Origin of the sequence: Janthinobacterium psychrotolerans, assembly GCF_001677885.1 — a bacterium.
Taxonomy (GTDB): Bacteria; Pseudomonadota; Gammaproteobacteria; order Burkholderiales; family Burkholderiaceae_D; genus Janthinobacterium; species Janthinobacterium psychrotolerans.
Genome location: NZ_LOCQ01000061.1, coordinates 107,327 through 126,861, shown reverse-complemented (window position 1 = coordinate 126,861; position 19,535 = coordinate 107,327). Strand labels below are relative to the sequence as shown.

The following is a 19,535-nucleotide window of genomic DNA, read 5'->3' as shown; positions in this document are numbered from 1 at the left end:
CAAGCTCACTGAAAAGGAAACAACATGAACATCCTGATGGTACTGACCTCGCACGACAAACTGGGCGACACCGGCAAGAAAACCGGCTTCTGGCTGGAAGAATTCGCCGCGCCTTATTACGCGCTGAAAGAGGCGGGCGCCACGCTGACGGTGGTCTCGCCACTGGGCGGCCAGCCGCCGCTGGACCCGAAAAGCGATGAAGCCGATTCGCAGACGGACGCCACGCGCCGCTTCAAGGCCGACCCTGCGGCGCAAGCTGTGCTGGCCCATACCGGCAAGCTGTCCGAGGTGAAAGCGGCCGACTTCGACGCCGTGTTCTACCCCGGTGGCCACGGTCCGCTGTGGGACCTGGCCGAAGACCGGCACTCGATCGCACTGATCGAACAGATGATCGCCGCCGGCAAGCCGGTCGCCACCGTCTGCCATGCACCTGGCGTGCTGCGCCATGTGAAAGGCACCGATGGCAAGCCGCTGGTCAATGGCAAGCGCGTTACCGGCTTTACTAATACCGAGGAAGAAGCGGTGGGCCTGACCAGGATCGTGCCGTTCCTGGTCGAGGACATGCTCAAGGCAAACGGTGGCGACTATTCGAAGCTGGGCGACTGGCAGCCGTACGCCATCACCGACGGCCTGCTGGTGACGGGCCAGAATCCGGCATCCTCGGAAGCGGCCGCCGAGGCGCTGCTCAAGCTGCTGGCTTGATCCTGGCGGTGAGGTCGATGGTATAGCCGGGATTGAACTGTTCATTCTCCGGCATGCCGTCGGCCATTTGATAGCCGCAGGGATTGCAGACCACGCGGCATTGCTTGATGCGATAGTCGTGCGAGGCGTGCATATGGCCATGCACCCACAGGTCGGCCTGCGCCACCAGCGCGTCGAGCTGCGAAGCAAACGCGGGCGAGCCGAGATTGGTGGCGTAACGCTCTTCCACCGAGCGCATCGATGGCGCCATGTGTGTGATCACCACCGTGGCGCCGTCGAAGGGCTGTGCCAGCTGCCCTGACAGCCAGGCCCTGTGCCGCGCGTGCAGGGCGGCCGTATCCTCGGCGCACAGCAGGCGTGGCTTGTCGCCACCCGTGCTGATGCGCTGGTAGTCGGGCATGTACGCCTGCGCCGCGCTTAAGGCTTCTTCAAGGCGATCCTCGCCGAACAGCAGAAAATCGGTCCACAAGGTGGCGCCCAGGAAGCGCACGCCGTCCAGTTCCACCGCATCGCCATCGAGCAGCCGAATATTGGCGCCAGCCGCGTTCGCGCTGGCGCAGGCCGCGCGCACGTCCATCTGCATCTGTTCGAGCCGGTGGCCATAGCCCTCGTGATTGCCATGCACGTACAGCACCGGCAGCGCGCCAAAGGTGCGCGCGGCCCAGTCGATCGCATTGCTGCCCGTGTCGATATCGCCGGCCAGGATCACGGCGTCGGGGCGGCCGGACAGGTCGATGGCGGGTGTATTCTCGCGCCACATTTCCAGGTGCAGGTCGGACAAAATCAGCAGACGCATGGCAAACAGGCGCAGGGTCAGGGTGCGCGGCAGTGGACAGGCATCCATCCTAACGCAAGCTTGACCGGCATGCGATGGCAACGGTACTCTGTGTTTCCTATAAAAAATATTCCTCACTGGAGCCGCATGCCGCCCTTCGCCTTTTCCAAGCTGTTCGCTGCGCTGGCCCTGCTGCCGCTGTCATGGTCCGCCCTGGCGCAGAGCGCCGACGATCCGCTGACCCGCGCCATCGCCTCGCCCTATGCCGAGCAATGGAACCGTCCGCAGCAGCCGGTGCGCATCCATGGCGACACCTATTACGTGGGCGTCGGGGGCCTGAGCGTGGTGCTGATCCATACGCGGGAAGGGCTGGTCCTGATCGACGGCGCGCTGCCGCAATCGGTGGCGGCCATCAAGGAGCATATCCTGGAACTGGGGTTTCGCATCGAGGACATCAAGTTCATCCTGAACACGGAAGCGCATTTCGATCACTCGGGCGGCATTGCCGCCCTGGCGCGCGACAGCGGCGCGCAGGTGCTCGCCAGTCCCCTGGGCGCGCAGGCCTTGCGCGCCGGCCGGGTGCTGGACGAGGATCCGCAGGCCGGCGAGATCGATCCCATGCCGGCGGTGGCCAACGTGCGCGAGATGGCCGATGGCGAGACCTTGCAATTGGGCGAACTGACCGTGACGGCGCGCCATACGCCCGGCCATACGCCGGGCAGCACCAGCTGGACATGGTTGTCGTGCGAGGACGGCGCGCGCACCGACTGCCTGAACGTGGTCTTCGGCGCCAGCCTGACACCGGTGGCGGCCGACCATTTCCATTACCTGGGCGACGAGCGCCATGCCGACCTGACACCGGCCTTTCGCCGCGTGATGCAGGACGTGGCAAAGCTGCCCTGCGACATCCTGATCTCTGCCCACCCTGATCATTCGGGCGCCGACCAGAAGCTCGCGCAGCTGGTGATGGGCGCATCACCGAATCCCTTTATCGATGCGCAGGCGTGCCGCAGCTATGCGGCCAAAAATGAGGCGAAGCTGGACGCGCGCATAGCCAAGGAAAAAGCCGCGGAAAAAGCGCAGCTCGGGGAGTCTCAGCAAGCGCCTGGCGCGACACGCTAGCGGGGCGATGGCGCGGCCGATCTACTGTAAAGCCGCTGACTGCTCGCTCAGGCGCTGCCTGAGGCAGGCGCGGTCCTTGTCGGAGCATGCGGCGATTTTTTCCAGGAAAGCCGCATGATCCTCGCTCAGCCTGTCGGCCGCAGCGGCGTCTCCGGCCACGCGTTCCAGCCGCGCTTGCCACTGTTGCAGCAAGGTCTCGTAGTCACTCACCAGATGTTCCGCGCACAGACGCTGCTCCTCCGGGCGTTCCATCTCGGGCGCGCAGGCGATGCGCGGTTGCAGCTGCCCGGCGCGCAAGGTCGATGCGATATCGGCGTTGGGCACCATGCCCAACGAGGTTTCGACATAGTGGCCGCCAAAGACATCGCCGGCGAGTACCGCCAGGCCGCCTGGCTGCGGAATCACGACCAGCGATCCGGTCGACTGCCCGGCATCCTTGACCACCCATCGTTTTGGAAACAGGTAGGGCGCCTTGAAGCGTGCCGTGGCGCCGTAAGTGAACAGGTCAAAGGCGCGCGGCGTATCGAACAGCGCGGACATCTCGCGCCGCAGGCCGGAAGCGGCGTCATACAAGACATACGCCGTCTCGTCGTAACTTCTGTGCATGGGCGCCATTGTCGATGAAGAAAAACGGATCACCACAAAACCGCGCGCGAAGCTGACAAAGTCCGCTTTCGAGACGAATTCGCCGTACTGTATCGTTCGCTGTCCGTCATCGTCCCTCACTTCCGGTTCGATCGTGCCATCCGTCGCAGCGGCAACGGTTCTGGCAATGTCATCATTTATTTTGCGCGCCGCCGCTGGAGCGAGGCCTTTTACGATCTCGATCGTTTCATTCGTCACCACCGGGTGGCGCCCTTTGGGCCCCTGCGTCTGCGTGATGCGTCGGAACTGCAAGCCATTTTGCTCTTGTACCTCGCTCTTGACGCTGCGCGTCACGATGGCGGGAAACTTGATGGGAGGGGCGTTGCGCGCCGCCAGCCACGCGGTGGGCTCGCCCTCCTCAAAGGAAGTGCCGTTCCACTGCAGGGTTTTGCTGCTCGCGGCGCGCGTGGATACCGCGATGCCGCGCACCAGCGACGCCACGTCCGCAGCATCGCTGGTGCGGCACTTTTCAACGATATTCGGCAGGTCGTTGCGTGGCGCGGGTGGCAGCTGCAACAGGCACTTCCGCCAGAACCAGGTCTTGTTCTGCGTATCGAATGCGATCACCTCGCGCTGGCTTTGCAGCAGCAGTCGACCGGCGCCATCGCCCCGGCCAAGCAGCTCGAAGTAGAGCGTCGACGCATCCTTGGTCAGGAACGCCGTCAGCGAGCCGAACGCGCGGCCGGCCTTGTCCATGTCATAGGGGGCAAAGTCGAAACCGAAAAAATAGCCGTTCAGCGGCACCGATGAAATCAGCTCGGTCGTGGTGCTGTTTTTCGGCATGCGCAAATAGGTCAACGGAGAATCGGACGATGCGGAATAACTGGCCACGATCCAGTTCCCGCTGCCATCCTGCGCAAAAAAATTCTGGTACGGCGCCTTGCTGCGGTAAGCCAATTCGGCTGGCCAGGTAAATTGCGCCCATGCCGGCACGCGCTGGGTACATGCCGCCAGCTCCGCATTGAATTCGTAGCGCGAAGGTTGCGGGCTGGCGTTCAGCTCGGGCATCTTCGCGCGTATCCAGGCTTGCCCGGCGTCATAGCACGCCTTGAAGCTTGCTGGCTTGGCCGGAAACAGCTTGTCGGCGCGCGCCACGCAACTCATCATCAGCATGCACATCGTCAGTGCCGCAAATCGCATCTTCATTATCACCCCGTTATCCTGGAAACCTGCAACGCATCAAAACCACATGTCATCAAGAATATATGGAAAGTTCCTGGAAGATGAAGGAAAGCACGATCATGTTTTTTACAGCAGATGGTCGTTTTATCATGCGCCCGGTTGACATGGCTGGTGGCCGTGGCGCAGAATCATGGCTCGGTCAGTTTATCCACCCAACAATGAAAGGAAACAGCATGCAACACCAGGCTAGCCACAATTTGAATCACCACTAGCCCCGTGCATGCTGCTCGGGGTCATCGATCCCGAGCCGGCGTTCCTTTTGAGACCCCGGCGAGGAAACTCGCCGGGGTTTTGTTTTTCTGGCGCGCGTTGTTCAAGCGCGCCGGCGGGCAAGGCCCTGGCATCCAAGGTTCTTGCGTATGCCGATTCATCACACCCTGCACGGCGCCAATGTCCCGTGCACATTTTTACCGACGATATCGACGCGCAGGCGCTGCGCCAGCTGGGCCATATCGCCAGCCTGCCGTTCGTCCATCCGTTAGGAAATATCATGAAAATCAAACTGAAAACCCCCAAGCCGCGCAACGCGCTGGTGGCGGCCGCCAGGCTGCGCGGCGGCGCCGGCGCGCACCAGTCCGAAGTGTCGCCGCGCGCGGCGCGCCGGGCCGGCAAGAATCGCCTGCGGCAATTGCTGTCGGGCAGGGTGAAAGACGAGCGCTGAAAGAGGAGGGCTGAAACAGGCTGGGCGGGGCAAATCGGCTATAGTGGCAGCGCCGCTTCGACCCTCACCGCAAAGGAAGACCGCTTGACTCCCCCGCTCGAAATCGCCGCCAATGTGCTGATGACCGTGTCCATCATCCTGGCCGGGCGCAACAACATCCACTCGTGGTGGATCGGCATGATTGGCAGCGTGCTGTTTGCCGTGCTGTTCTACCAGGTCAACCTGTATGCGGATGTCATGCTGCAGCTGTTCTTTATCGTCACCTGCGTGATCGGCTGGCTGCAGTGGCGGCGCGGCGCGGGCGGCAGGCCTTTGCCGATCACGCGCGTGGGCTGGCGCAGCCTGGCCTGGATCGTGCCGGCCGGCGTGGCCGCCGTCGCCCTGTACGGCCTGCTGCTGCATACCTGGACTAATGCCTATGCGCCGTTCATCGATTCGGCCGTGCTGGTGTTCAGCATCATCGCGCAATTTTTGCTGATGAGCCGCCGGATCGAGACCTGGGGCTTCTGGCTGCTGGTCAATACGGTGGCCGTACCGCTGTACTACAGCCGCGGCCTGCACCTGACCGCCGTGCTGTATGCGGCCTACTGGATCAATGCGCTGGTGTCGTGGTACTGGTGGCACGTGCAGGCGCGGCGCGCGGCTGCTGCGGCGGCGGGCGCGGATGCTTTGCCGCACACCAGCTGAACCACGAATTCTGAGCGGCAGGGCGGTGGCGCTCAGTGCGTCGCCGCGCTGCCGCCCTGCCGGTTGCGCTGCTCCAGCAGGCGCTGGCGGTAAGCGGTGGGGGTGACGCCCATGCGTTCGCGAAAGGCGGTGGCGAAGTTGCCGGCGTTGTGAAAGCCGATCAGCAGGGCGATATCCTGCACGTCGATTTCGGTCTGCTGCAGCAGTTCCACGCCGCGGGCGATGCGCGCTTCGCGGATAAAGGCAAACACCGTCATGCCGCTCTGCTCGCGAAACATCAGCGTGAGTTTTTCGCGGTAGGTGCCGACGCTGCGGGCGATCTCGGACAGGTTGGGCAGGCTGCCCAGGTTGTCGAGGATCAGCTGCTTGACGGCGTTGACGAACACCAGGTCGGGATGCTGGGGCGGCTGGTCGCTGTCCGGTGCCGGCGCTGCGGCATTGGCGCGCCGCATCAGGCCCAGGTGGATATGGATGCGCGCGGCCAGTTCGGCCGGCGTAAATGGTTTCGAGATATAGTCGACGCCACCCACCTGCAAGCCCAGCACGCGTTCATCGACGGCGTCTGCGCCACTGAGAAAGATCACGGGAATATGTTCGGTTTCCGGATTGGCCTTGAGCAGCCGGCAGGCCGTGTAGCCATCCATTTCAGGCATGCGCACGTCGAGCAGGATCAGGTCAGGGTGCGTCGCCAGCGCCAGCTGGTAACCCTGATAGCCATTGTAGGCCACGCTGAAACGGTAAGGCTCGTCGCTCAGCAGCTCCGCCAGCATGCGCTGCTCGAACGCGGAATCGTCCACGATCAAGATGTTTTTCTTACTGTTTTCACTGGTCATTGACATGAGATGGATGACTTAACCAAAAGGCAAGTTGTGGTTTATTATGCCCTGCTTTTGAATTATTTTCTGCTTTTCTCACGATTCAAAAGATGTTTCACCGCAAGAAGAAGCAGCGATTTCACGGATGGCTAATAATCGGATCATAGATTGATTAAAAGCAATGTCGCCAATAAAAAATCTGCTTTGCCACTTCGGCAAAGCTGCTGAAAGCCCGAGAATCCTGGCGGCCGGCACTTGAAATTGTTGTCCTGGTTTGCGTGCCCGAGAAAACGCCGGCAATACCGTGACTATCCTCGTGCCCCTTGACGAAAGGGGTCATTGATTGATGCTTCAACATCAGGAGGTAGTATGTTACGCGCTAAATTTCGCCCTTTCGCCGCCGCTGCGGCCACCTATCCGAACGGTATGAACCACATCCCCTCCGACGCGACGCTCAAGAGTGTCGTCAATTGCGTCATGCCGGCGGCCCCACGCGATTCTGGCCAGATTCACGGTGTAGTGACTAGCAAAGTGAGTTTCAATACCAACCCCGGTGTCCTCTCCACTGACAGCACGCGTCACCCGGCAGGCAGCGGCATGGACGCGGCCCGTGCCATCACGGCTACCGTGTACCTCTGAGTCAAATTGCATGATGGCCCGCCGTACCTTCCTGCTGTCGATGCTGTTGCCGGGGCACGCGCTGGTGGCAGGTGCGCCGTTTGCCGTGCATTGGTTCCTGGCTAGTCGTTAGTAGCCGTGTTTTAGTAGAACAATTTTAGCTTGCTTTGCAACTAGCGAGGAGATGATCATGAAACATACCAACTTCAATAATTTGCCTTGCCCCATCGCTCGCAGCCTGGGCAAGGTCGGCGAGTGGTGGAGCATCCTCATCTTGCGCGAAGCGTTTTATGGCAAGACGCGCTTCGACGAATTTGAAAAGAGCCTCAAGATCGCGCCGACCATCCTGACCCGGCGCCTGGCCGACCTGGTGGAAGGGGGCCTGATGACGCGCCGCCTGTACTGCGCCAAGCCGCCGCGCTATGACTATGTGCTGACCAAGTCGGGCCGCGCCTTCAAGCCGGTGCTGCTGGCCTTTATCGCCTGGGGCAACGAGAATTTCGCGCCCGAAGGCGCCAGCCTCGTCATCGCCAGCCGCGATACGGGACTGGCCGCCGACCCGGTGCTGGTCGACGCCATGACGGGTTTGCCCATCAACGATGAGTACTACGCATTCGCACCCGGCCCGGCCGCCAGCGACAGCATGCGCAGCATTATCGAGCAAGCCGAAAAGAGCAGCGGCATCGCGCCGAAACCGAAGGCGCCGGCCGCCAAGCGTGGCTGGGTGGCGGAAGGCCATCTGGTCTGATCGCCGACCGTCGGCGGCGCCCGGCGCCAGCCCAAAAAGCGCGAGCGCCATTGATTTCCTCCTGACCTCCTTGGGGCCGCGCAAGCGGCCTTTTTTTTGCGGATGCCCGGCCCGCTGGCGCTACAATGGCTGGCCATGCTGACCATTCTCGCCATCACGTTTCCCTTCTTCGCGCTGGTGCTGTGCGGCTACCTGGCGGTGCGGCGCGCGCTGCTGCCGGTGGCCGCCATCCCTGGCCTGAACAGCTTCGTGCTGTATTTTGCCTTGCCGTGCATGTTGTACCGCTTCGGCGCGGCCACGCCGATCGCGCAGCTGCTCGACGCCAGCGTGTTCGGCGTCTATCTGCTGTGCGCGCTGGTGATGGTGGGCGTGACCATGGCCATGACGCTGTCGCACCGCATCGACTGGAACAACGCCGCCTTCGGCGCGCTGGTGGCGGCGTTTCCGAATACCGGTTTCATGGGCGTGCCGCTGCTGTTGACACTGCTGGGCCCCCGTTCGTCCGGCCCGGTGATCGTCACCATCGTGGTCGACATGCTGGTCACCAGTTCGCTGTGCATCGCGCTGTCGCGCGTGGGCAGCGGCGGTGCGCACGGCAGCCGCGCGGCCGTCGTCAACGCCTTGAAAGCCATGGCCGGCAATCCGATGCCGTGGTCTATCGTGCTGGGCGCGCTGGTGTCGTGGCTGGAACTGATGCCGCCGCAGCCGGTCACGCAGACCGTGGGCCTGCTGGCCGACGCCGCCTCGCCGGTGGCGCTATTTACCATCGGCGCCGTGCTGGCCCGTTCGCAGATGCAGACCAGCGGCCCGGCGCCTTTGAGTGAATATGTGCCGGTGGCGCTGAAAAAACTGCTGCTGCATCCGCTGCTGGTGTGGGGCATGGGCCACGCCGCCATCGCGCTCGGCGCGCCGCTCGACCCGTTCGCGCTGACCTGCATGGTGCTGGTGGCCTGCCTGCCCAGCGCCAGCAATGTCTCGCTGCTGTCCGAGCGCTTCGGCGCCAACACGGCGCGCATCGCGCGCATCATCCTGGTGTCGACGGCGCTGTCGTTCCTGACGTTTTCGGCCGCCGTCAGCTGGCTGCGCTGAGGCTGCTGGCGATCATCGCGCCAAGCTGCCGCGACGCGTCGGGCATGCTGTCGTGCGACAGTTCGCGCGCCACGCGCGTGCGGTCCCGCAGGCTGTTTTTCTGTTCCATTTTCCATTTGCCTTCCAGCCGCGTCAGGGGAATCTCGATGCCGACGATCGCCTTCAACAATTTGTCGATATAGGCCGGCGGCGCATCGCTGACCTGCCACGGCTGCGGCTGGCCGGCCTCATGGCGGTTCGTCAGGCGCTGCAGAAAGTCCAGCAGCCAGGCCCGCTCGTCCATCACGCGCAGGCGGCCGTGGGCATGCACCACCGCGTAGTCAAACGTGGGCACTTCCTCGCCGCTGATGTCTTTTTCCGCATACCAGGCCGGCGTGATATACGCCTGCGGCCCCTGGAAGATCACCATGGTATCGACGCCATCGCTGCGCCACAGCGGATTGGCGCGCGCCACGTGGGCGCGCAGGGTGCCGAACGGCGCGTCTGGCGTGGGCGGCGCGATCTCGAACGGCAGGTGATCGGCGCACAAGCCGTCTTCGCCCATGCGCACCAGCGCGCCCAGCGGATGGGCCGCCATCAGCGCGTGCAATACATCGAGCCGCTCTTCGCGGTAGCTTTTCGGTGTGTACATCAGCGCGCCTCCACGACCACGTCGGCCTTGAGCGAACTGGCGATATAGCAGCGCTCGTGGGCGTCATGGTGCAGCGCGGCCAGCGCCTCGGGTGTGGGCGCGTCGCCGGCCCAGGCAATGCGCGGGCGCAGCACGATGCGCGTCATGGCCAGCTTGCCGTCGCCATTCCTGCTCAACTCGCCGATGGCTTCGTCGCGGTAGTCATCAATGGTGTAGCCGCGCTGCGCCGCCAGCGACAAAAAGAACAGCATGTGGCAGCTCGAGGTGGCCGCCACCAGCGCTTCTTCCGGGTCGACATTGGCCGCCACCGACATCGGCAGCGGCACCGACAGCGGCGACGAGGAAGCGGGAATGTTCAGGCCGCCGTCAAACTGCCACGCGTGAGCGCGGCTGTAGCGCTGGCCGGCGAAATCCTGGCCGTCGCGCTGCCAGGCGACGGTGGCGAAAAATTGCTGCATGCGGGTCTCCGGAAGGGGCGGGAATGCGTTATTGTAGTGATGCCATTGGCTATTTAAAACAGCCAATAACGACTAAATTGAAACTACCAATTCATGCCATGCACGCCCACCTTCTGATCGCCGCGTTGCCGCTGGACCGCAATCTGGCCATGCCGCTGTTTCGCCAGCTGTATGCGGCCATGAAAGCGGCCATCCTCGACGGCACCCTGGCGCCCGGCGCGCAGCTGCCGCCCACGCGCGCCTTTTGCACTTTGTTGCCGTTGCCAGTATCGCGCCAGACCGTGCTCAATGCCTATGCGCTGCTGGCGGCCGAAGGCTATCTCGACGGCGCGGTGGGCAAGGGTACCTTTGTCAGCCTTGCTGTCCCTGTACCTGTACCTGTACCGGCGCCGGCACCGCTTGCGCCGACTGCGGCGCCTGGCCTGCTGCGTCCCCTGTCAGCGCGCGGGCAGGGCGTGGTAGCGGCCATGGCGCAGGTGGCGTTTCACCGCAGCCCCTTGCGCGCGTTCCGGGTCGGCATGCCGCGCATCGACCATTTTCCGTTTGACGTATGGAACCGGCTTGAAGCGCGGCGCTGGCGCCGGCCCGATCACCATTTTGGCTATGGCGACCCGGCCGGCTTCCTGCCGCTGCGCGAACTGCTGTGCGTCTACCTGCAGGCCTCGCGCGGGGTGCGCTGCACGCCGCAGCAAATCATCATCACCTCGGGCTCGCAGCAGGCGCTGTTCCTGCTGTCGACCATTTTGCTGGCGCCCGGCGACGCGGCCTGGATGGAGTCGCCCGGCTACCGTGGCGCAAGCGCTACCTTGCAAGCAAGCGGCGCCCGGGTGTTTCCGGTGCCGGTCGACGCCGAAGGGCTGGACGTGGCGTATGGCGCGGCGCACTGCCCGCAAGCGAAGCTGGCCTATGTGACGCCGTCGCACCAGCTGCCGCTGGGCGTGAGCATGAGCCTGCCGCGCCGCCTGGCTTTGCTGGACTGGGCCGCGCGCAACCGGGCCTGGGTGGTGGAAGACGATTACGACAGCGAATACCGCTACACCGGCGCGCCGCTGGCGTCCCTGCAGGGCCTGGACCGCGCCGGCTGCGTGGTGTATGTGGGTACCTTGTCCAAGGTGCTGTTTCCGGGGCTGCGGCTGGGCTATATGGTGGCGCCGCTGGCGCTGGCCGAGGCGCTGGTGCAGGCCAAGGCGGTGGTCGACCGCCATACGGCCATCGTGCCGCAGATGGCGCTGGCCGACTTTATCGCCGAAGGCCATTTCGGCCGCCATATCCGCCGCACGCGCGACAGCAACGCCGAACGGCGCGACGTGCTGCTGCGCGGCCTGGCGCGCGAACTGGGCGACGAGCTATATTGCGGCCCGGCCGACAGCGGGCTGGAACTGTGCGCGTATTTTCGCGGCCAGCACGATGAAGCGCAGATCTCGCAGGCGGGCCTGGCGCGCGGCATCGAGCTGCGCCCGCTGGGCCACTATGCCGACCCGGGCGCGGGCGCCGCCTGCGCCACGCCGGCCGGTTTGCTGCTGGGTTTTGCGGCGATTCCCCCCGATGACATCGAGCATGGCGTGCGCGTGCTGGGCCAACTGCTGCGCAGCCGATAATCTATACTGAGGCTTGCCTCCCCACCAAGAAAAAGACATGACCATGAACGTCGAGCGCTGCTCCTGGGCCAATCCCGCCAATCCCCGCTACCTGGCCTACCACGACACGGAATGGGGCGTGCCCTGCCACGACGAGCGCACCCTGTTCGAAATGCTGAACCTGGAAGGGGCGCAGGCGGGCCTGAGCTGGGAGACCATCCTCAACAAGCGCGACACCTACCGCACCGCCTTCGACGGCTGGGATGCGCAAAAAATCGCCGCCTACGGCCCGGAGAAAGTCGCGTCCTTGCTGGCGGACCCCGGCATCGTGCGCAACCGCCTGAAGGTGGCGGCCGCCATCACCAATGCGCAAGCCTATTTGCGCCTGCTGGAAGAAGGGCAGACGCTGGACGGTTTCCTGTGGGCTTATGTCGACAACCAGCCCATCGTCAATCACTTCCAGCCGGGCGAATTTCCAGCAAAAACTGATTTGTCGGACCGGCTTTCAAAAGACCTGGCCAGGCGCGGTTTCAAGTTTGTCGGCTCGACCATCATCTATGCCTACATGCAGGGCATCGGCATGATCGACGACCATGCGCCGACCTGCTTTTGCCGCACGGGCCGCTGATGACGATGGCTGCGTTGGTGGTGCTCGACACCGATTTCGACGGCGCGCGTTTTCTGGCCGCCTGCGGCAGGCATGGTGGCAAGCGCCTGCACTACACTGCGCTGGCGCCGCGCCCCGTCGATGCCGGCCAGTTGCCGTCGCCATGGCGGGAGCAGTGGCCGCCCCATGTGCGCGGCCTGCACCGCATGGTCTCGCGCGACGGGCTCGTCACGCTGGACCTGCTGATCGGCGAACCGGGCGCCAGCCTGGCGCAGCTGGCGCTGCGCGTCGACGAGGTCTGGCTGGCGTGGACGCCGCCGTCGATGACGGTGCTGGCGCGGCTGATGAACGATGGCGCGCGCCTGCAGGCGGTGCGGCTCGACGACGCCCAGCGTACGGCGCTGTGGAAGGCCGGCTTTGCGTTTGACGACAGCCGCCTGCGCGCCGTGTTCCATGCGCGCCAAAAACCGATCGAAGCCGTCCCCGACATCGACCGGCGCGCCATCGTGATCGGCGCCGGCGTGGCCGGCAGCGCCGCCTGCGAACGGCTGGCCGCGCGCGGCTGGCAGGTGACCCTGGTCGAGCGCCATGCGCAGCCGGCCGGCGAAGCTTCCGGCAACCTGGCCGGCATCTTCATGCCGCTGCTGTCAAGCGACGACAATATCCCCACGCGCCTGGTGCGCGCCGCCTACCTGTACGCGCTGCGCTACTGGGCCGGCCTGGGCGGCGTCGGCAGCGCGTTCGAGGGCGCCAGCTGCGGCGTGCTGCACCTGGCGCGCGATGGCGCGCATGCGCAGGTGCAGCGCCGCATCGCCGCCAGCGGTGATTATCCGCCCGAATTTGCGCGCTGGCTGGAAGCGCACGAAGCGAGCGCCATGCTGGGCGCCAGCGCGCCGCACGGCGCCTGGTGGTTCGCGCAGGGCGGCTGGGCGCGCCCGTCGTCGGCCTGCGCCGCCATGCTGGACGCCTGCGGCGCGCGCCTCACGCGATGCTTTTCCAGCAGCGCGCTGACGCTGTCGCGCGTCGATGACGAATGGCAGGTGCTCGATGCCGCGGGCGTGGCGATCGCCGCCGCGCCGACCGTGATCCTGGCCGCCGGCGCTGGCGCCGTGCAGTTCGCCCAGGCCTCCGGTTTGCCCTTGTACACCGTGCGCGGCCAGGTCACGCATCTGGACCCCGCCAGCCTGTCGGCGCGGCCCTTTGTGGTCTGCCGCGAGTCCTACATGACGCCGCCGCATGCGGGCGTGGTCTGCGTCGGCGCCACCTACGATGCGCAGGATGACGACGCCAGCCTGCGGCCAGCCAGCCAGCGGGACAATATCGACAAGACCGCCGCCATCCTCGGCGTGGCGCCGTTCGACGCACCCTTGGCCGGGCGCACCGGCTTTCGCTGCATGGCGCCCGACCGCATGCCGCTGGTGGGCGCCTTGCCCGATCCCGGCGTGCCGCGCCGCTGCGAGCAGTTGCGCGACGTGCCGCGCTGGCCCGGCCTGTTCGGTCTGCTGGGCTATGCCTCGCGCGGCTTGATCTGGGCGCCGCTGGCGGCCGAGGTGCTGGCCTGCCAGCTCGAAGGCGAGCCGCCGCCGCTGGAAAACCCGTTGCTGGCGGCCATCGATCCGGGCCGCTTCGTGCTCAAGGAACGGCGCCGCGCGCAGTAGGCCGAGCGCACCAGCGGCCATATACGTTTTCCAGCTTTCCTAACTCTTTTTAATTTGTTTTACGAACAACACAAGTTCGCTACAGTGAGCGTGTGGATGTTCTGACGACGACGGAAAGAGGTGGCAAGATGGTGGCAACAACATTGGTATTCGATCCCCGGGCCGCGCATGTTTGACGCCGTGCTGAACGACGCGCGCGCCCAGGCGCAGGCGCAGCAGATGCCGTATGCCGGCATCGTCAGCGCGCAGGATGCGTGGCAGCTGGTGCAGGCCGGCAAAGCCCAACTGGTCGACGTGCGCACCAATGAAGAACGCGTGTTTGTCGGCCAGGTGCCCGGCTCGCTGCACGTGGCCTGGGCCACCGGCACGGCGATGAACCGCAACCCCCGTTTTGCGCGAGAACTGGAAGCGAAGGTGGGTGGCAAGACGGCCGTGGTGCTGCTGCTGTGCCGCAGCGGCAAGCGCTCGGCCGCCGCTGCCGAGGCGGCCGCCAAGGCCGGTTTCAGCAATGTCTTCAATATCGCACAAGGCTTCGAGGGCGACCTCGACGACCAGCAGCAGCGCGGCCATCAAGGTGGCTGGCGCTGGCATTCCTTGCCGTGGGTGCAAGAGTGAACCCGCACGCTTTGTCCGCTGAACTTTCCGCTCCCGCCGCCTCTGCGCCGCAATGGGAGCTGCACCAGATCGTCGATGAACTGCGCGCCGTGCGCGAGCGCTGGCGCGACGGACTGGCCAGCAACCAGGAATGCGGCGCGCGCCAGTTCCCTTCGCGCCAGCATTTGCGCGAGCTGGTCGGCGCCCTGTGCGCGGCGCTGTTCCCGATGCGCCTGGGGCCGCTCGACCTGCAGCAGGAGAGCGAAGATTTTTTTGTCGGCCATACGCTCGACACCACCCTGACGGGCCTGCACGAACAGGTGCGCCGCGAACTGGCTTACCAGGCGCGCCAGCATGGCTTGCCGCAGGCGGTGAGCGCCGAGCAGCAGGCGCTGGCCATCGTGCAGCGCTTTGCACGCGCGCTGCCCGGCATCCGCGCCTGGCTCGACACCGACGTGGCGGCCGCCTTCCATGGCGACCCGGCCGCGCACAGTGTCGATGAAGTGTTGCTGTGCTACCCGGGCATCCTGGCCATCATCCATTACCGCCTGGCCCATGCGCTGCATGCGCTGGGTGCGCCGCTGGTGGCGCGCATCATCGCCGAAGTGGCGCATTCGCAGACCGGCATCGACATCCATCCGGGCGCCGTGATCGGCGCCAGCTTCTTCATCGACCACGGCACCGGCGTGGTGATTGGCGAGACGGCCATCATCGGCGAGCGGGTGCGCATCTACCAGGCCGTGACCCTGGGCGCCAAGCGCTTTCCGGCCGGTGCCGACGGCGTGCTGAAAAAGGGCCTGGCGCGCCACCCGATTGTCGAGGACGACGTGGTGATCTACGCCGGCGCCACCATCCTCGGCCGGGTGACGATAGGCCAGGGCTCGGTCATCGGCGGCAATGTCTGGCTGACCCGCAGCATCGCGCCCGGCAGCCATGTCACGCAGGCGCATAACCAGCAGGAGGCACCCGAACCCGTTTCCGCCAGCCCACCTACCTTGAGGACCCCATGTTGATCAAACAGTTTGGACTGGCCGTGCGCCAGTTGCGCGAAGGGCGAGGCTGGTCGCAGGAGCGCCTCGCCGAAGCGGCCGATTTGAACCGCTCGTTTATCGGCGAGATCGAACGCGGTGCGGCCACGCCGTCGCTGCTGACGGTGGAAAAATTGGCGCATGCGCTGGGCATCGGCCTGGCCGGGCTGCTGGCGCGCTGCGAACCGGAGTTAATTGACTGATCAAGCCGCGTTGACGGCCATAGCATGTTGAGAGAACAGGGGAGACGCCCGATACTTTATTTGGTTTCCAAATAAGCATATTCACTTTTCTCATCAGGAGTACTTGTTCATGTCCGATGCAACAAACGACAACCAGATTGCGCTGGGCGACAACGCCGCGCGCCAGCTGGCCAATGCCAGCAAGAGCGTTCCCCAGTTATCCACCATCACGCCGCGCTGGCTGGTGCATCTGCTGCAATGGCTGCCGGTCGAAGCGGGTATCTACCGCTTGAACAAGGTCAGGAATCCCAAGGATGTGCGCGTTGCCTGCTCGCAGCGCGACGAGTCGGAACTGCCGCAAACCTTTGTCGACTACGAAGACCAGCCGCGCGAGTATTTCCTCAATGCCGTCAGTACCGTGCTCGATGTGCATACCCGCGTGTCGGACCTGTACAGCAGCCCGCACGACCAGATCAAGGAGCAGCTGCGCCTGACCATCGAAACGATCAAGGAGCGCCAGGAAAGCGAATTGATCAACAATCCCGATTACGGCCTGCTGGCCAGCGTGCATGACGACCAGCGCATCTTTACCCTGACGGGCGCGCCGACGCCGGACGACCTCGACGAACTGCTGACGAAAGTATGGAAGGAGCCGGGCTTCTTCCTGGCGCACCCGCTGGCGATCGCCGCCTTTGGTCGCGAATGCACGCGCCGCGGCGTGCCGCCACCGACCGTCAGCCTGTTCGGTTCGCAGTTCCTGACATGGCGCGGCGTGCCGCTGGTGCCGTCGGACAAATTGCCGATCGAAGACGGCAAGACCAGGATCATTTTGCTGCGCGTGGGCGAACAGCGCCAGGGCGTGATCGGCCTGTTCCAGCCTGGCCTGGCGGGCGAACAAAGCCCGGGCCTGTCGGTGCGCTTCATGGGCATCAACCGCCATGCGATTTCGTCCTACCTGATTTCGCTGTATTGCTCGCTGGCCGTGCTGACCGACGATGCGCTGGCCGTACTGGAAGACGTGGAGATCGGTAAATACCATGACTACCCAGACACCTACAAGTGATGGCGCGGCGGGCCTGCCCGCCGTCCCATTTCTTCCTGACGAGGCGACCCTGAACCGGCTGGCCGGCGAGTTTTTCGCGCGCCTGCCAGGTGTGCGTCCCGAGTTGGACAAGTCGCCCAGCCTGGGCGGTTCGGGCAGCGCGCTCGACGCGGCGCCACGCTACGCCAATCCGCAGCGTCCTGCGCCCCAGCCCGGCCCGTCGTTTGCCGCCATCGCCCCCGGCGTGGCGACGGCGCAGGTGCCGCCGGTCAAGCCACCCCTTGAAGCGCCGGTCGCGCCGGCGCCTGCCTCGATCCCGACGCCGCGCGCGTCCGGCATCGGTGCGCCGTCGCCCTATTATTTTGTCGGCGGCGCGCATGGCTATCCCACTTCGCATGACAAGCTCGATGGGCTGGCACGCCAGGGGCAGGGCCAGCCGGGTACGGACGATCTGAAGGACGTGTACGCGGCGCCGCAGCGTGGCCAGCAGCTGCCAGTCACGCCATCGGCCGGCGCGCCGCAGTTCTATTTCGAGACCGTGCTGCCGGCGCGGCCGACCGGAAAGGCGCAGCGACAAACGCCGGCACCATTCGACGTGCAGGCCGTGCGGCGCGATTTTCCCGTGCTGGCCGAGCGGGTCAACGGCAAGCCGCTGGCCTGGTTCGACAATGCGGCCACTACCCACAAGCCGCAGTCGGTGATCGATCGCGTGTCGTATTTTTATGCGCACGAGAACTCGAACATTCATCGGGCCGCCCATGCGCTGGCCGCGCGCGCCAGCGATGCGTATGAGGCGGCGCGCGCCAAGGTCGCCAGTTTCCTCGGCGCCGTATCGCCCAATGAGATCATTTTCGTGCGCGGCGCCACCGAAGGCATCAATCTGATCGCCAATACCTTTGGCCGCACGTTCATCGGCAGCGGCGACGAGATCATCGTCTCGCAGCTCGAACACCACGCCAATATCGTGCCGTGGCAGCAGCTGGCGGCGGAAAAGGGCGCCACCCTGCGCGTGATCCCGGTCGACGACAGCGGCCAGATCATCCTCGACGAGTTCCGCACGCTGTTGAATAACCGCACCAAGCTGGTGTCGGTGACGCAGGTGTCGAATGCCCTGGGCACCGTCACGCCGGTGGCGCAGATCATCGCGCTGGCGCATGCGGCCGGCGTGCGGGTGCTGGTCGACGGCGCGCAGGCGGTGTCGCACCTGCGGGTCGACGTGCAGGCGCTGGGGGCCGACTTCTATGTGTTCTCGGGCCACAAGGTGTTCGGCCCGACCGGCATAGGCGCCGTGTACGGCAAGCTCGATTTGCTGGAGCAACTGCCGCCATGGCAGGGTGGCGGCAACATGATCGCCGACGTCACCTTCGAGCGCACCGTGTACCAGGGCGTGCCGAACCGTTTCGAGGCCGGCACCGGCAATATCGCCGACGCCGTGGGACTGGGCGCGGCGATCGACTACGTGCAGCGCATCGGCCTGGACAACATCGCCGCCTATGAACATGCGCTGCTCGACTACGCCACGCACAAGTTGCAAGCGATACCCGGCGTGCGCCTGATTGGCACAGCGGTTGAAAAGGCGAGCGTGGCCTCGTTCGTGCTGGCCGGTTACGAGCCGGCCGAGGTGGGCCGCGCGCTCAATGAGGAGGGCATCGCCGTGCGCTCGGGCCACCATTGCGCCCAGCCGATTTTGCGCCGCTTCGGCGTGGAAGCGACCGTGCGGCCATCGTTTGCGTTCTACAACACCTACGAGGAAATCGACCGCATGATCGTGGTCATCCGGCGCCTGGCCGCAGCGCGCCGATAACTGTTGTCAGCCAGCGTCATGGCACTGATGCCGTCTCGCAGCGATGTGAGGCGGCATTGTTGCTTTGTCATGGCGGTTCTGCAACAGTCTGGTTGCGGCGCAACGACGGGCGGTATAATTTGCCGGTGGCAAGCTAGCCGCGGCGCCGTGCCGCCGGCGCCCGAGGAGAGATGCAGTGGAAGACCAGCACAGCGCGCCCGAGCTGTTTTTGTTCCTGGCGTCGACCGTCCATGACATGAAAAATTCCATCAGCGTGGTCAGCGGCACGCTGGAGTCCCTGCTGGCGGCCGAGCAGGCCAAGGCCACCGACGAGGTCAAGGCCGATCCCGCCTACCTGCAGATGGCGCAGATGCTGTACCAGACCAAGCGCCTCAACGACAACCTGATCCAGCTGCTGGCGCTGTACAAGCAGGTGGGCAAGCCCGGCTACCCGTTCGACGTGCAGCCGCAACTGGTGGGGCAACTGGTGACGCAGGTGGTGGACCAGGAAAAAATCCTGCTCGCCTCCAAGGGTATCGCGATGGAAACGGCATTCCCGCCCGAGCTGATCTGGACCCTGGACGAGGACCTGGTGATCGGCGTGCTGGCCCATGCTATCAACAACGCCATCCGCTACACGAAGGACACGATACGCCTGTCCGTGGCGGAAGAAAACGGCATGCTGGCGTTGCGCGTGGAAGACAATGGCGACGGCTATTCGAAAGCGCTGCTGGACGCGGGCGAAGCGGCCATGGATGGCCTGTCGGCGGGCGTGAATTTTTCCACCAACAGTACCGGCCTGGGGCTGTATTTTTCCAGCGAAGTGGCGAAGATGCACAAACACCGTGGCCAAAGCGGCAGCATCGCACTGGCCAATGGCGGCGCGCTCGGCGGCGGCTGCTTTACCCTGCGCCTGCCGTGAACCGGGCAC

At 64.9% G+C, this 19,535-nt stretch carries 22 protein-coding genes; 17 read left to right on the top strand and 5 right to left on the bottom strand.

Going from position 1 to position 19,535, the window contains the following annotated elements:
* The first annotated feature begins 24 nt into the window (after positions 1–24).
* Entirely contained in the window at positions 25–702 is a 678-nt protein-coding gene (locus ASR47_RS22625) for a type 1 glutamine amidotransferase domain-containing protein (protein ID WP_065310062.1), read from the top strand.
* Here ASR47_RS22625 and ASR47_RS22620 read toward each other — a convergent pair.
* A complete protein-coding gene (locus ASR47_RS22620; protein ID WP_245714451.1) occupies positions 686–1,546 on the bottom strand; it encodes a metallophosphoesterase family protein in 861 nt (286 codons plus the stop codon). The two genes, ASR47_RS22625 and ASR47_RS22620, sit on opposite strands and share 17 nt — an antisense overlap.
* A 78-nt stretch (positions 1,547–1,624) precedes the next feature.
* On the opposite strand from ASR47_RS22620, the gene bla reads away from it, so the two are divergent.
* Entirely contained in the window at positions 1,625–2,599 is a 975-nt protein-coding gene (gene bla / locus ASR47_RS22615; RefSeq protein ID WP_065310061.1) for a subclass B3 metallo-beta-lactamase, read from the top strand.
* A gap of 21 nt (positions 2,600–2,620) precedes the next feature.
* Here bla and ASR47_RS22610 read toward each other — a convergent pair whose 3' ends face one another.
* Positions 2,621–4,252: a hypothetical protein gene (locus ASR47_RS22610; RefSeq protein WP_171899022.1), complete on the bottom strand. Its 1,632-nt coding sequence runs from the start codon at positions 4,250–4,252 to the stop codon at positions 2,621–2,623.
* Positions 4,253–4,368: 116 nt separating this feature from the next.
* Between ASR47_RS22610 and ASR47_RS27225 the strand changes: the two genes are divergently transcribed.
* From ASR47_RS27225 to pnuC, 3 genes are all read left to right on the top strand, one after another.
* A complete protein-coding gene (locus ASR47_RS27225; RefSeq protein WP_150127939.1) occupies positions 4,369–4,638 on the top strand; it encodes a hypothetical protein in 270 nt (89 codons plus the stop codon).
* Positions 4,639–4,823: 185 nt separating this feature from the next.
* Positions 4,824–5,087, top strand: a complete 264-nt coding sequence (locus ASR47_RS22605; RefSeq protein WP_065310059.1) for a hypothetical protein — start codon at positions 4,824–4,826, stop codon at positions 5,085–5,087.
* 84 nt (positions 5,088–5,171) lie between these two features.
* Positions 5,172–5,774: a nicotinamide riboside transporter PnuC gene (pnuC, locus tag ASR47_RS22600; RefSeq protein ID WP_082989116.1), complete on the top strand. Its 603-nt coding sequence runs from the start codon at positions 5,172–5,174 to the stop codon at positions 5,772–5,774.
* 32 nt (positions 5,775–5,806) lie between these two features.
* Here pnuC and ASR47_RS22595 read toward each other — a convergent pair whose 3' ends face one another.
* Entirely contained in the window at positions 5,807–6,613 is an 807-nt protein-coding gene (locus ASR47_RS22595; RefSeq protein ID WP_082989115.1) for a response regulator transcription factor, read from the bottom strand.
* 345 nt (positions 6,614–6,958) lie between these two features.
* Between ASR47_RS22595 and ASR47_RS22590 the strand changes: the two genes are divergently transcribed.
* From ASR47_RS22590 to ASR47_RS22580, 3 genes are all read left to right on the top strand, one after another.
* On the top strand, positions 6,959–7,228 hold the full coding sequence (locus tag ASR47_RS22590; RefSeq protein ID WP_065310057.1) for a hypothetical protein: 270 nt from the start codon (positions 6,959–6,961) through the stop codon (positions 7,226–7,228).
* Between the two features lie 169 nt (positions 7,229–7,397).
* Positions 7,398–7,955, top strand: a complete 558-nt coding sequence (locus ASR47_RS22585; protein WP_065310308.1) for a winged helix-turn-helix transcriptional regulator — start codon at positions 7,398–7,400, stop codon at positions 7,953–7,955.
* A gap of 135 nt (positions 7,956–8,090) precedes the next feature.
* A complete protein-coding gene (locus ASR47_RS22580) occupies positions 8,091–9,044 on the top strand; it encodes an AEC family transporter (RefSeq protein ID WP_065310307.1) in 954 nt (317 codons plus the stop codon).
* Here the strand turns inward: ASR47_RS22580 and ASR47_RS22575 are convergent.
* Positions 9,028–9,675, bottom strand: coding sequence for an FMN-binding negative transcriptional regulator (locus ASR47_RS22575; protein WP_065310056.1), 648 nt, complete (start codon positions 9,673–9,675; stop codon positions 9,028–9,030). The genes ASR47_RS22580 and ASR47_RS22575 overlap by 17 nt on opposite strands.
* Complete coding sequence (locus tag ASR47_RS22570; RefSeq protein WP_065310055.1) at positions 9,675–10,133, bottom strand: OsmC family protein; 459 nt, start codon at positions 10,131–10,133, stop codon at positions 9,675–9,677. Before ASR47_RS22570 ends, ASR47_RS22575 begins: the two co-directional genes overlap by 1 nt.
* 98 nt (positions 10,134–10,231) lie before the next feature.
* Between ASR47_RS22570 and pdxR the strand changes: the two genes are divergently transcribed.
* The 9 genes from pdxR (at position 10,232) to ASR47_RS22525 (ending at position 19,526) form a co-directional block, all read left to right on the top strand.
* Positions 10,232–11,731, top strand: a complete 1,500-nt coding sequence (gene pdxR, locus ASR47_RS22565; RefSeq protein WP_065310054.1) for a MocR-like pyridoxine biosynthesis transcription factor PdxR — start codon at positions 10,232–10,234, stop codon at positions 11,729–11,731.
* Between the two features lie 43 nt (positions 11,732–11,774).
* Positions 11,775–12,338 (top strand): DNA-3-methyladenine glycosylase I, encoded by a 564-nt coding sequence (locus tag ASR47_RS22560; RefSeq protein WP_065310306.1) that lies wholly within the window; start codon positions 11,775–11,777, stop codon positions 12,336–12,338.
* On the top strand, positions 12,338–13,975 hold the full coding sequence (gene mnmC1 / locus ASR47_RS22555; RefSeq protein WP_342670560.1) for an FAD-dependent 5-carboxymethylaminomethyl-2-thiouridine(34) oxidoreductase MnmC1: 1,638 nt from the start codon (positions 12,338–12,340) through the stop codon (positions 13,973–13,975). Before ASR47_RS22560 ends, mnmC1 begins: the two co-directional genes overlap by 1 nt.
* 168 nt (positions 13,976–14,143) lie before the next feature.
* Positions 14,144–14,590, top strand: coding sequence for a rhodanese-like domain-containing protein (locus ASR47_RS22550; RefSeq protein ID WP_065310053.1), 447 nt, complete (start codon positions 14,144–14,146; stop codon positions 14,588–14,590).
* 11 nt (positions 14,591–14,601) lie between these two features.
* Positions 14,602–15,582 carry a serine O-acetyltransferase EpsC gene (epsC, locus tag ASR47_RS22545; protein WP_065310304.1) on the top strand — a complete coding sequence of 327 codons (981 nt, stop codon included), beginning with the start codon at positions 14,602–14,604 and terminating at the stop codon, positions 15,580–15,582.
* Positions 15,576–15,800, top strand: a complete 225-nt coding sequence (locus ASR47_RS22540; protein ID WP_065310052.1) for a helix-turn-helix domain-containing protein — start codon at positions 15,576–15,578, stop codon at positions 15,798–15,800. The genes epsC and ASR47_RS22540 overlap by 7 nt, the downstream gene beginning before the upstream one ends.
* A gap of 109 nt (positions 15,801–15,909) precedes the next feature.
* Positions 15,910–16,842: a family 2A encapsulin nanocompartment shell protein gene (locus ASR47_RS22535; RefSeq protein WP_065310051.1), complete on the top strand. Its 933-nt coding sequence runs from the start codon at positions 15,910–15,912 to the stop codon at positions 16,840–16,842.
* On the top strand, positions 16,817–18,625 hold the full coding sequence (locus ASR47_RS22530; protein WP_065310050.1) for a family 2A encapsulin nanocompartment cargo protein cysteine desulfurase: 1,809 nt from the start codon (positions 16,817–16,819) through the stop codon (positions 18,623–18,625). The genes ASR47_RS22535 and ASR47_RS22530 overlap by 26 nt, the downstream gene beginning before the upstream one ends.
* A gap of 175 nt (positions 18,626–18,800) precedes the next feature.
* Positions 18,801–19,526 (top strand): sensor histidine kinase, encoded by a 726-nt coding sequence (locus ASR47_RS22525; RefSeq protein ID WP_065310049.1) that lies wholly within the window; start codon positions 18,801–18,803, stop codon positions 19,524–19,526.
* Positions 19,527–19,535: the final 9 nt, after the last annotated feature.